The organism is Maritimibacter alexandrii, from assembly GCF_005871115.1.
Lineage (GTDB): Bacteria > Pseudomonadota > Alphaproteobacteria > Rhodobacterales > Rhodobacteraceae > Maritimibacter > Maritimibacter alkaliphilus.
Genome location: NZ_SWKQ01000015.1, coordinates 66,247 through 82,706, shown reverse-complemented (window position 1 = coordinate 82,706; position 16,460 = coordinate 66,247). Strand labels below are relative to the sequence as shown.

At 60.6% G+C, this 16,460-nt stretch carries 15 protein-coding genes; 6 read left to right on the top strand and 9 right to left on the bottom strand.

Features of this window, described 5'->3' with window-relative positions; all coding sequences use genetic code 11:
• Positions 1-3: 3 nt before the first annotated feature.
• The 3 genes from FCT00_RS19055 to FCT00_RS19045 all read right to left on the bottom strand — a co-directional run bounded on the left by FCT00_RS19055 (position 4) and on the right by FCT00_RS19045 (position 3,694).
• A complete protein-coding gene (locus FCT00_RS19055) occupies positions 4-858 on the bottom strand; it encodes an SDR family oxidoreductase (RefSeq protein ID WP_138424264.1) in 855 nt (284 codons plus the stop codon).
• Positions 855-2,792: an AMP-binding protein gene (locus tag FCT00_RS19050; RefSeq protein ID WP_138424263.1), complete on the bottom strand. Its 1,938-nt coding sequence runs from the start codon at positions 2,790-2,792 to the stop codon at positions 855-857. The genes FCT00_RS19055 and FCT00_RS19050 overlap by 4 nt, the downstream gene beginning before the upstream one ends.
• Before the next feature lie 113 nt (positions 2,793-2,905).
• Positions 2,906-3,694: a glucose 1-dehydrogenase gene (locus FCT00_RS19045; RefSeq protein WP_235889206.1), complete on the bottom strand. Its 789-nt coding sequence runs from the start codon at positions 3,692-3,694 to the stop codon at positions 2,906-2,908.
• A gap of 64 nt (positions 3,695-3,758) precedes the next feature.
• Between FCT00_RS19045 and FCT00_RS19040 the strand changes: the two genes are divergently transcribed.
• Positions 3,759-5,159 carry a TetR/AcrR family transcriptional regulator gene (locus FCT00_RS19040; protein WP_268920931.1) on the top strand — a complete coding sequence of 467 codons (1,401 nt, stop codon included), beginning with the start codon at positions 3,759-3,761 and terminating at the stop codon, positions 5,157-5,159.
• Here the strand turns inward: FCT00_RS19040 and FCT00_RS19035 are convergent.
• Genes FCT00_RS19035 through FCT00_RS19010 form a run of 6 tightly spaced genes read right to left on the bottom strand, consistent with a single transcriptional unit; the run spans position 5,141 to position 10,226 of the window.
• A complete protein-coding gene (locus FCT00_RS19035; RefSeq protein ID WP_028093915.1) occupies positions 5,141-5,542 on the bottom strand; it encodes a PaaI family thioesterase in 402 nt (133 codons plus the stop codon). The genes FCT00_RS19040 and FCT00_RS19035 overlap by 19 nt on opposite strands.
• Positions 5,542-6,024 (bottom strand): PaaI family thioesterase, encoded by a 483-nt coding sequence (locus FCT00_RS19030; protein WP_027264417.1) that lies wholly within the window; start codon positions 6,022-6,024, stop codon positions 5,542-5,544. Before FCT00_RS19030 ends, FCT00_RS19035 begins: the two co-directional genes overlap by 1 nt.
• Before the next feature lie 12 nt (positions 6,025-6,036).
• The gene (locus FCT00_RS19025; protein ID WP_100160959.1) at positions 6,037-6,840 is read right to left on the bottom strand and encodes an enoyl-CoA hydratase-related protein; all 804 of its coding nucleotides are present in this window, start codon (positions 6,838-6,840) and stop codon (positions 6,037-6,039) included.
• Positions 6,833-7,648, bottom strand: a complete 816-nt coding sequence (locus tag FCT00_RS19020) for an SDR family NAD(P)-dependent oxidoreductase (protein ID WP_268920936.1) — start codon at positions 7,646-7,648, stop codon at positions 6,833-6,835. The genes FCT00_RS19025 and FCT00_RS19020 overlap by 8 nt, the downstream gene beginning before the upstream one ends.
• A 48-nt stretch (positions 7,649-7,696) precedes the next feature.
• On the bottom strand, positions 7,697-8,896 hold the full coding sequence (locus FCT00_RS19015; protein ID WP_100160957.1) for an acyl-CoA dehydrogenase family protein: 1,200 nt from the start codon (positions 8,894-8,896) through the stop codon (positions 7,697-7,699).
• A 13-nt stretch (positions 8,897-8,909) separates the two neighbouring features.
• Positions 8,910-10,226: an acyl-CoA dehydrogenase family protein gene (locus FCT00_RS19010; protein ID WP_235889202.1), complete on the bottom strand. Its 1,317-nt coding sequence runs from the start codon at positions 10,224-10,226 to the stop codon at positions 8,910-8,912.
• A gap of 31 nt (positions 10,227-10,257) precedes the next feature.
• Between FCT00_RS19010 and FCT00_RS19005 the strand changes: the two genes are divergently transcribed.
• From FCT00_RS19005 to FCT00_RS18985, 5 genes are read left to right on the top strand one after another with little or no spacing between them, the layout of a single operon-like run.
• The gene (locus FCT00_RS19005) at positions 10,258-11,043 is read left to right on the top strand and encodes an enoyl-CoA hydratase-related protein (RefSeq protein ID WP_100160956.1); all 786 of its coding nucleotides are present in this window, start codon (positions 10,258-10,260) and stop codon (positions 11,041-11,043) included.
• 21 nt (positions 11,044-11,064) lie between these two features.
• The gene (locus FCT00_RS19000; protein WP_138424262.1) at positions 11,065-12,864 is read left to right on the top strand and encodes an acyclic terpene utilization AtuA family protein; all 1,800 of its coding nucleotides are present in this window, start codon (positions 11,065-11,067) and stop codon (positions 12,862-12,864) included.
• A 12-nt stretch (positions 12,865-12,876) separates the two neighbouring features.
• The gene (locus tag FCT00_RS18995) at positions 12,877-14,346 is read left to right on the top strand and encodes an acetyl-CoA carboxylase biotin carboxylase subunit (protein WP_138424261.1); all 1,470 of its coding nucleotides are present in this window, start codon (positions 12,877-12,879) and stop codon (positions 14,344-14,346) included.
• Positions 14,346-14,849: an acetyl-CoA carboxylase biotin carboxyl carrier protein subunit gene (locus tag FCT00_RS18990; protein WP_235889200.1), complete on the top strand. Its 504-nt coding sequence runs from the start codon at positions 14,346-14,348 to the stop codon at positions 14,847-14,849. Before FCT00_RS18995 ends, FCT00_RS18990 begins: the two co-directional genes overlap by 1 nt.
• Before the next feature lie 2 nt (positions 14,850-14,851).
• Positions 14,852-16,459 carry an acyl-CoA carboxylase subunit beta gene (locus FCT00_RS18985; RefSeq protein ID WP_138424259.1) on the top strand — a complete coding sequence of 536 codons (1,608 nt, stop codon included), beginning with the start codon at positions 14,852-14,854 and terminating at the stop codon, positions 16,457-16,459.
• The last annotated feature ends 1 nt before the right edge of the window (position 16,460 follow it).

Below are 16,460 nucleotides of genomic sequence, written 5' to 3'. Positions count from 1 at the left end.
AGGTTACTTGACGAAAGCATCCCGGTTCTCGGCGACGAAATCGGCAAATCGGCGCGCCGGGCGTCCCATCACATCGCTGACCGTGGTCTCGATGCCGGCAAGGTAGCCCTTGGGCGCGATGGAAGCCAATTCGACCATGGCTCTGGCGACCTCGTCCTGCATTCCGCCAGCCACCATGCCCGCCTTGGCATTTTCGGCCGACAGGGGTGCGCAGGTGACAGTGCGCCCGGTCACCCTGGACAGGAGGGCGGCGATATCTTCTCCGGTAAGAGCTTCGGGCCCGGTCAGACCAAGAGCCTTGCCTTCGTAACCCGGAGCGGTCAGCGCCTCGGCGGCGACATCCGCGATGTCGCGGGCGTCGATCCAGGCCACGGGGCCGCCCAGATCGTCATAGTACACGGCGCCCTTTGCAATGTTACCGGCCTGCCACAGCAGGTTCTGCATGAAATAGGTCGGCTGGACAAAGGTCCAGTCAAGGCCGCTTTGCTTCAGCAGCTCCTGGGTTTCGGAATGCCACTTTCCAAAGGTCAGCCCCGCCTTGGGCGACGCGCCAAGCCCCGTGGCCACAACGATATGGCGCACGCCCGCGGCCTTGGCCGCCTCGATCACGTTCGCCTTCCACTGGCGCATGTTCAGATGGGCAGGCGTGACCAGGTATATCTTTTCTGCCCCGTCACAGGCCCGCGCCAGCGCGGCAGGGTCCGTGAAATCCGCGACGACCGCCTCGCATCCTTTGGCCTTTAGCGCGTCTAACTTTGAGAGGTCGCTGGTGACAGCGCGCACGGTCGCGCCTTTTGCCAGAAGCGTGTCGACGAGGGGCGCACCAGTCGTGCCCGTGGCTCCGAAAACAGTGATCATGACTTTTCCTTTTGCAGGTCTGCGATGGGCTGAATGGTTTCCGGGTTGCTGATCGACGACAGATCGCCTGGATCTTCACCGAGAAAGGCGGCGCGCACGACACGGCGCATGGTTTTCATGCTGCGGGTCTTGGGCAGCGCTTCGACAAAGTGGATCTCGCGCGGGCGGAAGGGTTTCGAGACGATCTCCCCGACACGATCCTTGAGCCGGTTCACGAGCTCCGCGTCCGGCGACACATTTGGTGCCGCCACGCAGACGCAGACGACAGCCACGCCCTTGATGTCATCAGGTGCCGCGATGGCCGCGGCGTCCACCACCTCTCCGGTTTCGGTCAGGGCCGCCTCGATCTCGGGCGGGCCGATGCGTTTGCCGGCGATGTTCAGCGTGTCGTCCGACCGGCCCAGGATATACCATGTCCCGTCCGGATCGCAGCGCACCCAGTCGCCGTGCCGCCAGAGGCCGGGGAAGGTGGACCAGTAGGTGTCAAGGTAGCGATCGCGGTCCCCCCTGATGGCCGGGGTCAGACCCAGAGGCGGCTGGGTCACGACCAGTTCGCCGACCTCGCCCGGTGCGGCTTCGCTGCCGTCCTGGCGCAGAACCTTGGCCCCGACACCCAGGGCCTGGGCCGAAAATCCGCCGGGCTTGAGCTCGTGCAGCACGGTCGAGGTCAGGATCGCGCCAAAAAGCTCGGTCCCGCCCGAGATGTTCAGCGGCACGGCGCGGCGGCGACAGATATGATCGAGCTGCCAGAGCCAGGCATCCTCGGTCCAGGGCTCGCCGGTCGAGGCGACGATGCGCAGGGACGACAAGTCGTAGCCCGACAAAGATTCAGTATCCTGCGTCATGAACTGCCGTACCAGGGTCGGGGCCACGCCGAGATGCGTGACCTCCATCTCGGACGCAAGACGCAGCAGCCTGAAGGGATCGCCGGGCATTGATGGTGCGCCCTCGGCCAGCACCAGAGTCGAACCGGACAAGAGCACCGATAAAAGGGTGAGCGGTCCCATGACCCACCCCATGTCGGTCATCCAGAGGTGCCGGTCATCCCGTTTCATGTCGAGGCAAAGCAGGAAATCGGCCGTGGCCTTGGCCTGCACGCCCAAATGGGTATGCACGACACCCTTGGGCCGCCCGGTGGTGCCCGATGTATAGGCGATGAGAAAGGTGTCATCGGCACTGACGGGAACGGCGGCAAACTCCGGACTGGCGCGGCCCACTGATTCGGTCCAGTCCAGATCGCGGGCCGGATCGGCCACCGCATCGCCGAACCGTCGCAGGCTGATCACGGTATGAACCGATGGTACGTCGGTCAAAGCCTGGGCAAGGGTCGCTTCCATCCAGACCGGCTTGCCTCGCCGGGGTGTGGCATCCGCCGTCAACACCGCCACGGCATCCGCGTCGTTCAGGCGCGATACGATGGCATGGGGCGCAAAACCGGAAAACAGCGGCACCGCAACCGCGCCCAGCCGGGCAATACCCAGAAGCGCGGCCTCGATTTCGGGGATCATCGGCATATAGATGCCCACCGCCTGACCGGGCCTTACACCGCGCGTGGCAAGGGCCGAGGCGACGCGGGAGGCTTCGGCGGTAAGGTCGGAATAGGTCCAGCGGCGGCGGCTTCCGTCTTCGCCGACCCAGTCGATTGCGACCTTGTCGCCCAAGCCATCGGCAATTCGGGCGTCAAGACAGGTTTCCGTCAGATTCAAAGTACTCCCGACGGCCCACCGGATCGATTCGGGCCCTTCGGAGATATCTCGCAACCGGCTGTAGGGCCGCGCGAACCGTATCCCGGCATGGTCAATGATCTGGCCCCAGAACCAGTCTGGGTCTTCATTCGAACGGCGGACGAGTTCCTCGTAACTGTCAATGCCGCAGCCCTTCAGAAATGAGGTCAGCGTGCTTGTCCGCTGGATGTCAGAGCCTGGCTGAAACATTCGCAACCTTTCTAGAATGAAAAAGGGCCGCACATAAGGCGCGGCCAGTCGGGGAGGTAACTCTTGGCACGGTATGGCAGCAGCGCCTTGAGTCCGGCGCTGCTGCCAGCGTTTTAACCGTGCATGGACAGGCCGCCCGAAACCGAAATCACCTGGCCGGTAATGAACCCTGCGTCGTCCGACGACAGGAAGCAGATGATGCCAGGGTAATCCGTCGGCTGCGCAAGACGCTTCATCGGAATCGCCCGCTTGAGACCTTCGGCGATCTTTTGACCGGCCTCGCCCTCGGCAACCTGAGCGAACAGCGGCGTATCGGTCGGGCCGGGGGCGACCGCATTCAATTGAATACCTTTACGCGCCAGTTCGCGCGCTACGGTTTTGGTGAACGAGATGATGCCACCCTTGCAGGCCGAATACACGGCTTCGCCGGATGATCCGACGCGTCCGGCGTCGGACGCGATGTTGACCACACGGCCGCCGCCGTTCTTGACCATGCCCGGAAGCACCGCGTGATGCATATTCAGCGGACCGTAAAGATTTATGTCGATGACCTTTTTCCAAAGGTCGGGATCGGTGTCGAGGAACGGTTTGATCACGTCCCAGCCGGCATTGTTCACCAGCACATCGACCGGACCCCCGGCCTCGAACTCGGCTACAGCCTTGTCGACCTGGGCACGGTCGGTGATGTCCACCTTGAAGGCCTGCGCCTTACCGCCGGCCTCGGTGATCAGGCGAACCGTTTCCTTCGCCCCGTCTTCGCTCATGTCAAAGATCGCAATCTCGGCACCTTCTTCGCCGAACCGTTCGCACACCGCGCGCCCGATGCCGCTGCCGCCGCCGGTCACGATCACGCGTTTTCCACTCAACCCTCGCATATGGAGGTCCTCCTCTTCCGCTATCATCTTGGCAAAGAACTTGATTCGGAACGTTCCTTGCGTTATTCTAACATTTGTTAGATTTAATGCAATGGACAGTCTCGTGTCCCGCAAGTATCGAAATGGAATGGTACACAAGACTGACCCACCCAGGACACTGAGCGAAGACTTGAGCAAGTCTGAGAGGACACGTGAGGGTATCCTTTCGGCGGCTGCGCGACTTTTTCGGTATGAAGGCTATCACGCAACGACTATGCGCGACATCGCGCAGGAAGCTGGCATTGAGGCCGGCAGCATTTATTATCATTTTCAATCCAAGGACCAGATTCTGAGCGATGTTCTCGATCTTGGCGTCCGTCAACTATATCAGGCGGTCAGTGAAATCGTTCGGTCGGCACCGACAAGTTCGGAGGATTTTCGCAAGACTTTCAGACTGCTGATTGAAACACACCTTACCTACCTATTGACCGACAGCGACTTCACGTCAGCCAATATTCGGAACTATCCGATGTTGTCGGACGAAACACGCGCCCCGCATCGCGAATTGCGTGCATCATATGCAGGGGCCTGGGGCAAATTCCTGAATGACGCCAAACGCGCCGGCCACCTTCGAAGCGACATATCCACTGCTGTGATCCGCCAGTTCATCCTAAGTGCCATGAACTGGACCGTAGAATGGTACGATGTCGACAAGTATCCGGTGCGCATCCTCGCGGAACGAATGAGTAAGCTGATACTTGACGGAATGTGTCCACATCGCAAGGCGGGTACCGGAGGCTTGAAGCTGTGCCCCGCCAGTCCCGCCAAAACCCCGGATCCCGACGGCAAGGCGGCTAAGACCCGTGCAGAAATTCTAAAGGCCGCAGCGCGCGTTCTGAGGGACAATGGCTACAAGGCGACCACGCTGAGAAAGATCGCGGAAGAAGCGGACATGAAAGCGGGAAGCGTCTATTACCATTTCAACTCCAAGGAAGCGATCGTTGACGAAGTTCTAAACGCCGGACTGAGGGACTTGCTAGCAGGTGTCGAAGGCGCCGTACGGAAATTCGATGCCCCGTACGATCATCACGCCAGGATAGCGACTGCAATCTGGGCGCACCTGGATTTCCTCTTCAAGGCAAGCGAATTCACCTCGGCGAATATCAGAAGCTATGGAATGCTCCCCAATCATTTCAGGGAGAGGCACAGGGGTATTCGCCATGAGTATGGAAAACTCTGGGATCGGATACTCCGTGAAGCTCAGGACGACGGTGCCATACGGTCGGATATCAAGATCGTCCCCTTGCGCCAAGTGATGTTGGGTGCCTTAAACTGGACGGTGGAATGGTTCGACCCGAACAAGGCAGGAGTGGAAGGATATCTATCACTGCCTGAATTCTCCAGCATGCTCATCAATCTGCTATTGGAAGGCATTTGTAACCGGGAAGCGACCCCGTCCACAGGACAAGGTAGGCCTGAAAGCGGTTGCCCCGGTCAGACCAGAAGGAAGTGATACAGCCCTTCGGCAACCGCCTTTTCCCGATCCGTCTGCCAGCTGAGCACGCTGACGCTTGCCATCCGCTTGCCTTTGCGCGTGACGTTAGCGCGCGCAAAAAGCGGTCCCTTCACACCGGGTCTGAGGTAATCGACGGTCAGGTTGATCGGCTTGGCCGGAACGTCGGCGAAATCGGGCTGTACCGCGATGGCGGCAGTGGCCTCCATAAAACTCGCGATTATGCCGCCATGGTAGTACTCCATGATCGGGTTACCGATATGGCGGTCATCAAAGGTCATTTCCGCCTCAGCATGGAGACTGTCTAGACTTCTGACCTCAAAGTTGAGAAATCGGAAGAACGGCACCCGGGATACATTGGCATTGACAGTTTGCACGTCCATCACGAGGTTTTTCCTTTTGTCATTGCGTCAAACAGGCTGGTTTCGCCGCGCGTCAATGCAAACGAGGCGGTTCCCCTAGCTATTTCAGCATCCTCATGGCCCGCGAACCAGACGCTACCGGAATTGAAGGCGATGTGGCGGGTCTTGCGAAAACAATGCGCTTGAACGATGACATCCGCGCGCGAACGGGCCGGGCGCAGGTAATCAACTCTGAGGTCAAGAGTGGCCATGGTACTGACGCCTTCGATGGCAACAAAGTTCGCCAGTCCAAAGACACTGTCCAGAAGTGCCGTCAGGATACCACCGTGGAGCAGCGATTGTTCCGCATCGACGCAAAAGTCCGGATTGAACGGCATCCGAACCCGAACACCTTCGGTCGAGACCTCTTCGATCTCAAGCGCCATATGCGTTATCAGACCCTTGCCGCGCGCATTCCACATCTGCGCGATTTGCTCCATCTTCTTTTGGGTGATGTCTGACATGCGATCTTTCCTTTAACGCCCCGTGAAATTGGGTTTTCGTTTTTCGACGAACGCAGCAACCGCCTCGTGGTGGTCTTCGGTCTGATGCATGAGCGCCTGATAGGCCGCCGCGGAATTCAGGAAATCCGGCAGGTCCATCCGTTCGGCATTGCGCATCAGACGCTTGGCGACCCGCACCGCGCGCGGCGGTTTCGCGGCAATGACAGCGGCCCGTTCGCGGGCCCGTTCCATCAATTTTTCATGAGGCACAAGTTCAAGCACCATACCAAGCTCCAGCGCTTCCTTGGCCTCGACCATGCGCCCTGAGAAGGTCAGATCGGCGGCCTTCTGGTGGCCCAGACGACGCAACAGGAACCAGCTGCCCGCATCGCCCGGAATGATTCCGAGATTCAGAAACACCTCGCCGAACCTTGCTTTTGCCGACGCGATGCGCATGTCGCACATCATGGTCAGGTCGCACCCCGCGCCCACCGCCGGGCCGTTGACTGCGGCGATGGTCGGAATATCCATGTTGTAGAGCGCAAGCGGCAGCCGCTGCACCCCATCAACATAGCTCTGCGCCGCCGCCAGCGGCTCCTTGCGGAACACGCTGTCGGGATCGTTCATTTCCTTGATGTCGCCGCCGGCACAAAAGGCCGGGTCGGCGCCGGTCAGGATCATCACGCTGACCTGAGGATCGGCCTGCACCTTGGCGAAGGTCTCCAGAAGAGCAGCGATCATGTCGTTTCCGGTGACCGGGTTGCGCCGCTGGGGATCGTTCAGCGTAACCGTGGCGATCCTGTCGGAAATCTCCAGAAGGACTGGGTGTTTACTCATTCTTGCCATCTCCCCGTTCGCGTTTCTCGAACATCGCGGGGTTGATCATGTCCCGCGCGTCATGACCCATATGCAAGGTCTCACCGCCGTCTACATAAATGTCTTCTCCGGTGATGAAACCGCCAAGTTTCGAGGCCAGGAAAATGATCGTGCCTGCGATGTCCTCGGCCGCCCCCATCCGGTTTAGCACCGAGCGGTTCAGCTTTTTCCACTGTTCCGGCGGAATCGGATAGCGGCCAAGCGCATCGGTCTTGATCGTGCCCGGCGCGACACAGTTCAGCCGGATGCCGTACTCGCCCCATTCGGCGGCCAGCGTTTTCATCATGCCCGTCACACCGGCGCGGGCGGCGACAGTGTGGGTGAAACCGGTCAGCGCGGTGCGCGCCGAGATGGCGGTGACAAACACGACCGATCCGCCATTGTCGTACATGAAGTGATCCGCCGCTGCCCGGGTCATCTGCCAAGACCCGATCAGGTTGTTGCGGATCACGGCTTCGAAGCCCTTGTTGGTGATATCGCGGGCGGCCGCGATATACTGGCCGCCGGCATTGTTCACCAAAACATCCAACTGCCCATAGTGGTCCTTGATCCGCCCCATCGCAGCTTCGATACTGTCTTCGTCGCGGGTGTCTCCGGGCACGACAAAGGCCTCGCCCCCCGCCGCCCGGATCATTTCGGCGGTCTCTTCCAGCGGCTCTTCGCGGCGCGCGAACAGCGCAAGCCTGGCCCCGCAAGCGGCCATTTCGATCGCCGTCGCCCGGCCCATTCCAGATCCGGACCCCGTGACCAGGGCAACCTGGCCCGCCATGAGATCCGACGCGTAACACCTTGATTTCGCTTCGCTCATGTTCCGCCCCTAGTTCTTCAGCAATTCGCCAGAGATGATGAGTTTGCGAACCTCCTGGGTGCCTGCGCCGACCTCAAGCACGCGACCGGTCCGGTACAGCCGGTTCACTTCTGTATCACGCATGTAACCCGAGCCGCCATGAATCTGGACAGCTTTGTCCAGCACGAAGGATGTCGCCTCAGCGGCCTTGTAGATCGCCGCAGCGGTGAGCTTGTGGATTTCGCCGCGCCCGCCTTCGCCCTCTTCGAGGCCTTCACACATGGCAGCGGTGCGCAAGGACAGGCTGCGCGCGGCCTCGATCTGCGTATACATGTCGGCCAGCATCGCCTGAACCATCTGGAAACTGGCGATCGGTTTGCCGAATTGCTGGCGTGTCTTGGCGTAGTCGATGGAAATATCCAGCGCCCGCTGCGCAATGCCCAGAGCGTTGAAACAGACGATGGCACGTTCCAGATCAAGTCCGGACATGGTCACGGCAACCCCGCCATCCAGCTTGCCGACCATGTTTCTGGCCGGAACGCGGCAGTCCTCGAATACCAGTTCGCCCGTCGGCGAGCCCCGGAATCCCATCTTGTTCAGCTTCTGCGCCACCTTGAAACCGGGCGTGTCGGTTTCCACGATAAAAGCGGAAATGCCCTTGGCCCCTTTTTCGGGCGATGTCTTGGCATAGACCAGCACCAGATCGGCAATCGGCCCATTGGTGATGTAGATCTTGGCGCCGTTCAGGATGTAGTCGTCGCCATCCTTTTTGGCCGTGGTCCGCATCGAGCCAAGCGCATCAGACCCCGCGCCGGGTTCGGTCAGACCCAGGGCACCCACCAGCGTGCCGTCGCACAGACCTGGCAGGTATTTTCGGCGCAACTCGTCATTGGCGTTGCGATAGATATTATTGACGCAGAGGTTGTCGTGCGCCACATGGGTCAGTCCGATGGCCGCCGAGGCGCGCGACATTTCCTCGGTGATGATACAGGCCGAGGTAAAATCGAGCCCGGCACCGCCGAATTCCGTCGGCACGTTCAGTCCCAGGTAGCCCATTTCGCCCAGCTTGGGGAAAACCGAAGACGGCAGGTCATCAGTATCGTCCATTTCCGCGTTCAGATGGTGGAACTCGGACATGAAGAACTTGCCGGCCTGATCGGCCAGCGCCTGCTGTTCGTCCGTCATGAAATGGGTCGGCAGAGCGGTGTCGTTGCGAAGTTGCGTGTTCATGGTTTCGTCCCCCTCAGGCGCGCAGCAGTTCTTCGGCGATGATGATCTTGCGCACCTCGCTGGTGCCCGCGCCGATTTCCAACAACTTGTTGGCGCGGAACAGCCGGTTGATTTCGGTGTCCTGCATGTAACCCGAACCGCCATGGATATGGCAGGCTTCGGTTACCGCCTTGTTGAATGCCTCGCCTGCGTACAGGCAGGCCGCCGCTGTCAGTTTGTGGATTTCGCCGCGGCCACCGGCCCCTTTCGGCAACCCGGTACAGGCGGCCAGCGCCCGATAACTGAAGGCACGCGCGGTTTCGACCTCGGTGTAGATCTCGGCCAGTTTCGACTGCATCATCTGGAAACTTGCAATCGGCTTGCCGAACTGTTCGCGAATCTTGGCGTATTCCAGCCCTAGTTCCAGCGCGCGTTCGGCCATGCCAACGCAGACTGAGGCAACCATAGCACGCTCCAGGTCCAGCCCGCTCATTACCACCGAAACGCCGGTGTTTTCCGGTCCAACCATGGCGGATGCGGGTACGCGGCAATCCTCAAACACCAGTTCTCCGGTTGGCGAGCCGCGAAAGCCCATCTTGTCAAGCTTTTGCGCCACCTTGAAACCGGGATTGTCCGTCTCGATTATGAAAGCGGAAATGCCCTTGGCGCCCTTCGATTTGTCGGTTTTGGCATAAAGCAGGATCACATCGGCAATCGGCCCGTTGGTGATGTAGATCTTCGAGCCGTTGATGACGTAGTCATCGCCGTCGCGGCGGGCGGTGGTTGCCATGGACCCAAGCGCATCGGACCCCGCGCCCGGTTCGGTCAGGCCCAAAGCACCAACCAGCTCGCCCGAGCAAAGACCCGGCACGTATTTCTTCACATGCTCTTCGGATCCATTGCGCAGCAGGTTATTCAGGCACAGGTTGTCATGCGCCCCGTGTGAGAGGCCCACAGCCGGATTCCACTTCGAAATCACCTCGGACACCAGCGCCTGGGTGAACTCGTTCTGTCCCGATCCGCCCAGCTCTTCGGGTGCGGTAATCCCCAGCAGGCCCAGCTCGCCCATCTGCTTGAACAGATCATCGGGCCACCATTCCTCGTCATTCATACGCGCTTGCAGCGGGTGTAGCACCTCGCGCGACACCCGATCCACGTGATCGACAATCTGGCGTTGCTCATCAGTCAAAGAATAGTTCGCCCTGATGGCTTCCAGATCAGCCGAGATGGCCTCACTTTGAGTGGTCATATCGTCCTCCCGAAAAATGTTGTTTGCGTTGTTGACCAAAATCAAACACATGTTAGAAAATAGATCAAGCCAAGCTTTTAACGACCTGACGTAAGAAAGCATGGTGTTCTGAATACAGGGGGGGACTTCGGAAATGACTGAGAGCATTGTTCAATCGCAGGCGCTCGGCAAAGAAGTGCGTATCACGATTCGACGACCTGAGAATCGAAATGCCCTAAACCGTGAAGTCGCAGACGGGATCATGGCCGCCATATATGCTGCCGAGAAGAACAGCGATTGCCGCGTGATCGTTCTGACCGGCGAGGGCGATCGCGCCTTCTGCGCCGGAGGCGACATCAAGGCGGGTGCGGATGGCGGCCCGTTTGTTCAGGATCCCTCGGACCCGGATCATTTTGCCGGAAAGTTATTCGAAACGATACAGGCGTGTCGAAAGCCAACGATCGCGCGCATCAACGGCGTCGCGATGGGTGCGGGGGCGGGCATCATCTGTGCATGCGACCTTGCGGTGATGGCCGATCATGCCCGCATCGGAACGCCGGAAGTAAAAGTGGGCCTGTTTCCCATGACGATCGTGCCACCGATGATGCGTGTTTTGCCTCGGCGGAGGCTGATGGAGATGTTCATCACTGGCGTTCCTCTGACGGCCGAAGAAGCCCTGCAATTCAATCTGGTCAACTACGTGACCGATGCCGCGGGGTTGGACGACAAGGTTGGAGAACTGGTTGCCCAGATTGCCGCGCAGTCGCCGAGCGCGATCCGGCTGGGAAAATACGCCTGTCACGCGATGGAGGATATGACCTATCCGCAGCAAATGCGGTTTGCAGAAACACTTTTACCGCGTGTGGCGCAGACCGAAGACGCGCGCGAAGGCTTTGATGCCTTCATTGCGAAGCGCAAACCTGAATGGACGGGCCGCTGATCAAGCGGGGAGGAGAGGAATATGTCGGAACGAAAGCTGCGCATCGGATGCGCGTCGGGCTTCTGGGGCGATACGCCGGAAGCGATCGGTCAACTGGTTTCAAAGGGCGAGATCGACTATCTGGTGTTTGACTATCTGGCAGAGGTGACAATGTCGCTGATGGCGCGGGCCCGCGCCAAAGCGCCCGAGTCGGGCTATGCGCCGGACTTCGTCAAGGCGCTGGCACCCTGGTTGCCGGATATCAAGGCAAAAGGGACCAAGGTCGTTGCCAATGCAGGGGGCGTGAACCCGCGTGGCTGCAGCGATGCGCTTGCCAAAGCCGCCGCCCAGGCCGGGATCGATCTGTCCATCGGAGTCGTGCTAGGCGATGACCTGTTGCCCAGGGCCGATGAAATTCGCAAAAACGGTCAGACGGAAATGTTCTCGGCTGTCGAATTTCCAGACGATATCTGGAGCATGAATGCCTATCTGGGTGCCCGGCCCATCGCGACCGCGCTGGATGCCGGGGCCGACATCGTGATCACGGGGCGCTGCGCCGACAGCGCGGTGGCGCTTGGCCCCTTGATGCACGAATTCGGCTGGGGCGATGACGACTGGGACAAGCTCAGTCAGGGATCGCTGGCCGGCCATCTGATCGAGTGCGGTCCCCAGGGAACGGGTGGTAATTTCACCGATTGGCGGGACGTGCCGGGCTGGGATGATATGGGAATGCCTATTGTCGAAGTGTCGGAAGACGGCAGTTTCGTCATGACCAAGACACCGGACACAGGCGGGCTGGTCGTACCCGGGTCAGTCGGAGAGCAGATGCTCTATGAAATCGGGGATCCGCGCGCCTACCTGTTGCCCGACGTGATCTGCGACTGGTCCGGGGTCACCCTGGAGCAGGTCGGACCCGATCAGGTGCTGGTCAAGGGCGGCAGGGGGCTTGGGCGCACCGACAGCTACAAGGTGTCGGCGACCCATGCCGATGGCTGGCGCGCGGTCTCTACCCTGACACTGGCCGCGATTGATGCACCCGCCAAGGCCGAACGTGTGGCCGAGGCGATCCTGACCCGCTGTTGCCGGATTTTCCGCGACCGCAACATGGGCGATTTTCGGCAGGTCAGCGTCGAGGTGCTGGGTGCCGAGGCGGCCTATGGCGCAAATGCGCGCGCCCGGACCCGCGAGGTGGTGCTCAAGATCGGCGCGGTCCATGACGATCGCGCTGCGCTGAACATCTTTGCCGGCGAAATCGCACCGATGGCGATTTCGACCGCGCAGGGTCTGACCGGGTTCTTCGCCGGACGGCCCAAGGTGCAGCCGGTGGTCCGTCTATTTTCCTTCCTTCAGAGCAAGGCCGAGACCCCCGTCGCGGTCGAGGTCGACGGCAAGGATGTGCCCGTGAGCGTGGCCGCCACGCCAGTCCACCTTGATCCGCCTGCCGCACCGCCCGCAGATAGCCGCGAGCCCGGTCCGGACGTTGTCAAGGTCCGCCTCGTCGATCTGGCCTGGGGCCGCTCGGGCGACAAGGGGGACATCGCCAATATCGGCATCCTCGCGCGCAAGCCGGACTACCTGCCATATATCCGCTCGGCTCTCAGCGAAGAGGTGGTGAAGGACTATTTCGCCCATGTCTGCGAAGGCAAGGTCGAACGGTTCGACCTGCCCGGAAGCCATTCGCTGAATTTCCTGCTGCATGAATCGCTGGGCGGGGGGGGCATCGCTTCGGTCCGCATAGACCCGCAGGGCAAAGGGTTCGCGCAGATGCTTCTTGATATCGAAATTCCCGTTCCCGCCGATCTGGCCGCACGTGACGGACTGAATGCCGCGAACCCGAACTAAGAGGACGACTCCATGACCATTTCGAAACTTCTGGTCGCAAATAGGGGCGAGATCGCGGCGCGCGTGTTGCGCACCGCCAAGGCCCGCGGGCTTGCGACGGCCGTGTTGCGCCACGCCACGGAACAAGAGGGGCCTGCCCATCTGATCGCGGATGAGGTTGTTACCATCGACGGCCCGACACCGGTGGCAGCCTATCTCGATATTTCGCAGATCGTCGAAGCCGCCAAAAGGATCAGCGCGGACGCGGTGCATCCCGGCTATGGCTTTCTGTCAGAGAATGCCGGTTTTGTCGCGGCCCTGGAAAAAGCCGGTGTGACCTTCGTCGGCCCGACGCCCGAGGTCATCGACCTGATGGGGGACAAGGTCCGAGCCCGCGCCTTTGTGGAGGAACGCGGGTTTCCCGTCGCCCCCTCGGCGATCGAGGATGACGATCCGGCGAGCTTTGTAGAACGCGCCCGCGCTGTTGGCTATCCGCTGCTGATCAAACCGTCAGCCGGCGGTGGCGGTAAGGGCATGCGCGTTGTGCGCGAGGACAGCACGCTGGAAACCGAAATCGAAACCGCGCGCCGCGAAGGCGAACGGTATTTCGGTGACGGTCGTCTGTTTGTCGAACGCTATATCGAACGCCCGCGCCATATCGAGGTGCAGGTGATGGGCGACGGGCAGGGCAACGTGGTCCATTTCTGGGAACGCGAATGTTCGATCCAGCGCCGGTTCCAGAAGATTATCGAGGAAACGCCCTCACCAGCGCTGACCCCCGAGCAACGAGATGAGATCTGCGAGACCGCTGCCGGAATTGCCCGCGCCGTCAAATACCGCGGGGCGGGGACGGTCGAATTCATCTATGCGCAGGATGGGGCCTTTTATTTCCTGGAAATGAACACCCGCCTTCAGGTCGAACATCCGGTGACCGAACTGGTGACCGGCTTCGATCTGGTTGCCGAGCAGCTGCGTGTCGCGGCGGGCGACGGGCTGAGCGCCGTGCAGGCGGATATTCCCCAAACCGGACACTCGATCGAACTGCGCATCTGTGCCGAGGATGCGACGGCCGATTTTCGCCCCGCGATCGGCAATATCCTGCTGCTGGACGAACCCCAGGGCGAGGGGGTCCGCGTAGACAGCGGCATTCTGGATGGCGGCAAGGTAACGACCGACTTCGACCCAATGTTGTCCAAGCTGATCGTGCATGGCCCGAATCGCGCGCAGGCCATCGCCCGTGCCCGGAGCGCGGTGCAAAACTATGTGATTCTCGGGCTAACGACCAACACCGGTTACCTGGATGCAATCCTTGCACATCCGGATTTCGCCTCTGGTGACGTTTCAACTGGCTTCCTGGCTGAACAATCCGAAACGCTGACCGCGCCGGGCGAAGATGTCTCTGACTTGCTGATGGCGGCGGCGGCCCTATCGGACGAGCGCCTGGTGAGTGACGTAATGCAGATACCGGAAATGTACCGCAAGATGGGTGGGTGGAGAAACTGATGCAACGGATTTTTCAGATGGACGGAGAAGAGACTGATTGCTGGCTGGGTCATGATGGCAGCCGGTTCGTGCTCAATACCCCCACTGGCGCTGTTGCCTGCCAATTGGACCCGACGGGTCTGCCGGGCGGTTACAAGCTGAGGGCCAAGGGTGTTGTGCGCGAATTGCGACTGGCCGTGGGGCCGGAAGCAACTTTTGTGCACATGGACGGGCGAACCTACGAAGTCGGGCGGGTTGATCCCGCCGAACGCCTGGCCGGAAGCGACGGTGGCGCGAGCGACGACCGATTGGTGGCGCCCATGCCGGGTGTCGTGGTGTCGGTTGCGGTTAAACCCGGCGATGCGGTTGAAGAAGGCCAGCAGCTTCTGGTGATCGAAAGCATGAAGTTGGAAACCACACTGACGGCCCCGCGCGACGGGGTCGTTGCCGAAATGCCATTCGCCGAAGGCGACAGTTTTGGTCTGAAAGACATCCTGGCCCAATTGGCCCCGGAGGAGGAGTGACAATGCGCAGGATTGAAAGTCTGATCGACACCAATGCCGCCGACTACAAGGCAAACTATGCCGCCATGTCTGAACGGCTGAAGGAATTCCACGCCCGCCAGCACGCGGCGCGTTTCGAACGCCCGCAACGCGATATCGACCGCCTTGCCCGCCAGAACAAACTGGGCGTGCGCGAGCGGTTGAAACTGCTGCTGGACCCCGGCACTCCGTTTTTGGAGTTTTCCACACTTGCCGCCTGTCGCGAATACGATGGCACCGTGCCTGGCGCCGCTGTGGTGACGGGCATCGGTATTGTGCAGGGTCGGGAGGTCGCCATCCACGCCAACGACGCTAGCGTCAAGGGCGGGGCTTGGTATCCACATACGGTCAAAAAGGTCGTCCGTCTTCTGGATGTCGCGCTGGAAAACCGCCTGCCGGTCATCCATATCTGTGACAGCGCGGGCGGTTTCCTGCCGCTGCAGCACGGGGTGTTTCCCGACCGGTATCTGGGCGGGCGGGTGTTCCGCAACCAGGTCAAGCTGAGCCAGGCCAATATCCCGCAGATTGCCGTGGTCGGCGGTCACTGCACGGCTGGCGGCGCCTATGTGCCGACGCTGAGCGACTACAACATCATCATCGAAGGCACAGGGGCGATTTTCCTTGGCGGTCCCCCGCTGGTCAAGGCGGCTACCGGCGAAGAGGTCGGTGTTCAGGAGCTTGGCGGCGCGGTCATGCACACCTCGGTATCGGGCACCGGCGACTATCGCGCCGCGACCGAAAAACACGCCTTTTCACTGGCCCGCGAGATTGTCGGCCAGTGGAAGCGCACGCCGAAAACGATCATCGAAACCGCGGCCTATGAAGAGCCTTACTATGACCCCAAAGAACTCTACGGGATCATTCCAAAAGACCGGAAAACCCAGTTCGACATGCGCGAGGTTCTGGCCCGGATCGTGGACGGCTCACGCTTTCACGAATACCAGCCAGACTATGGCACCACGATGGTGTGCGGCTTTGCCCATATCTGGGGTTACAAGGTCGGCATCCTTGCCAACAACGGGGTGCTGTTCAACGACAGTTCGCTCAAGGCAGCGCATTTCATGCAGTTGTGCAACCAGAACCGCACGCCTCTGGTCTTTTTCCAGAACATCACCGGCTATATGGTGGGCCGCGAATACGAAGAACGAGGCATCGCCAAGGATGGCGCCAAGATGCTGATGGCGCAGGGCGGCTCGGTCGTGCCGAAGTTCACAGTAATCGCCAATGCGTCTTACGGGGCCGGCAACTACGGGATGTGCGGACGGGCCTGGGACGCGCGCACGCTGTTCATGTGGCCCCAGGCCGAGATCGGCGTGATGGGGGCGGATCAGGCCGCAAATACCATGGCGGACGTCAAGATTCGGCAGCTTCAGCGCGAAGGCAAAGAGCTGACCGAAGAAGAAATCGCCGCGATCCGCGAACCGGTGCTGGAAAAATACAAGCGCGATGTCGAGGCTTATACCTCGACCTCGGAATTGTGGGACGACGGCATCCTCGACCCGGCGGACACACGCAACGCGCTTGGCATGTCGATTTCTGCCTCGCTCAATGCACCGATCGACGATCCGCACTACGGGATCTTCCGTCTGTAAA

Excerpts from the sequence above, each read along its gene's own strand:
- FCT00_RS19050 (WP_138424263.1), bottom strand. The coding sequence starts at position 2,792 with ATGTTTCAGCCAGGCTCTGACATCCAGCGGACAAGCACGCTGACCTCA.
- FCT00_RS19025 (WP_100160959.1), bottom strand. The coding sequence starts at position 6,840 with ATGAGTAAACACCCAGTCCTTCTGGAGATTTCCGACAGGATCGCCACG.
- FCT00_RS19015 (WP_100160957.1), bottom strand. The coding sequence starts at position 8,896 with ATGAACACGCAACTTCGCAACGACACCGCTCTGCCGACCCATTTCATG.
- FCT00_RS19045 (WP_235889206.1), bottom strand. The coding sequence starts at position 3,694 with ATGATAGCGGAAGAGGAGGACCTCCATATGCGAGGGTTGAGTGGAAAA.
- FCT00_RS19010 (WP_235889202.1), bottom strand. The coding sequence starts at position 10,226 with ATGCTTTCTTACGTCAGGTCGTTAAAAGCTTGGCTTGATCTATTTTCT.
- FCT00_RS19035 (WP_028093915.1), bottom strand. The coding sequence starts at position 5,542 with ATGGACGTGCAAACTGTCAATGCCAATGTATCCCGGGTGCCGTTCTTC.
- FCT00_RS18995 (WP_138424261.1), top strand. The coding sequence starts at position 12,877 with ATGACCATTTCGAAACTTCTGGTCGCAAATAGGGGCGAGATCGCGGCG.
- FCT00_RS18985 (WP_138424259.1), top strand. The coding sequence starts at position 14,852 with ATGCGCAGGATTGAAAGTCTGATCGACACCAATGCCGCCGACTACAAG.
- FCT00_RS19030 (WP_027264417.1), bottom strand. The coding sequence starts at position 6,024 with ATGTCAGACATCACCCAAAAGAAGATGGAGCAAATCGCGCAGATGTGG.
- FCT00_RS18990 (WP_235889200.1), top strand. The coding sequence starts at position 14,346 with ATGCAACGGATTTTTCAGATGGACGGAGAAGAGACTGATTGCTGGCTG.
- FCT00_RS19000 (WP_138424262.1), top strand. The coding sequence starts at position 11,065 with ATGTCGGAACGAAAGCTGCGCATCGGATGCGCGTCGGGCTTCTGGGGC.
- FCT00_RS19040 (WP_268920931.1), top strand. The coding sequence starts at position 3,759 with ATGGACAGTCTCGTGTCCCGCAAGTATCGAAATGGAATGGTACACAAG.
- FCT00_RS19055 (WP_138424264.1), bottom strand. The coding sequence starts at position 858 with ATGATCACTGTTTTCGGAGCCACGGGCACGACTGGTGCGCCCCTCGTC.
- FCT00_RS19005 (WP_100160956.1), top strand. The coding sequence starts at position 10,258 with ATGACTGAGAGCATTGTTCAATCGCAGGCGCTCGGCAAAGAAGTGCGT.
- FCT00_RS19020 (WP_268920936.1), bottom strand. The coding sequence starts at position 7,648 with ATGGCGGGCCAGGTTGCCCTGGTCACGGGGTCCGGATCTGGAATGGGC.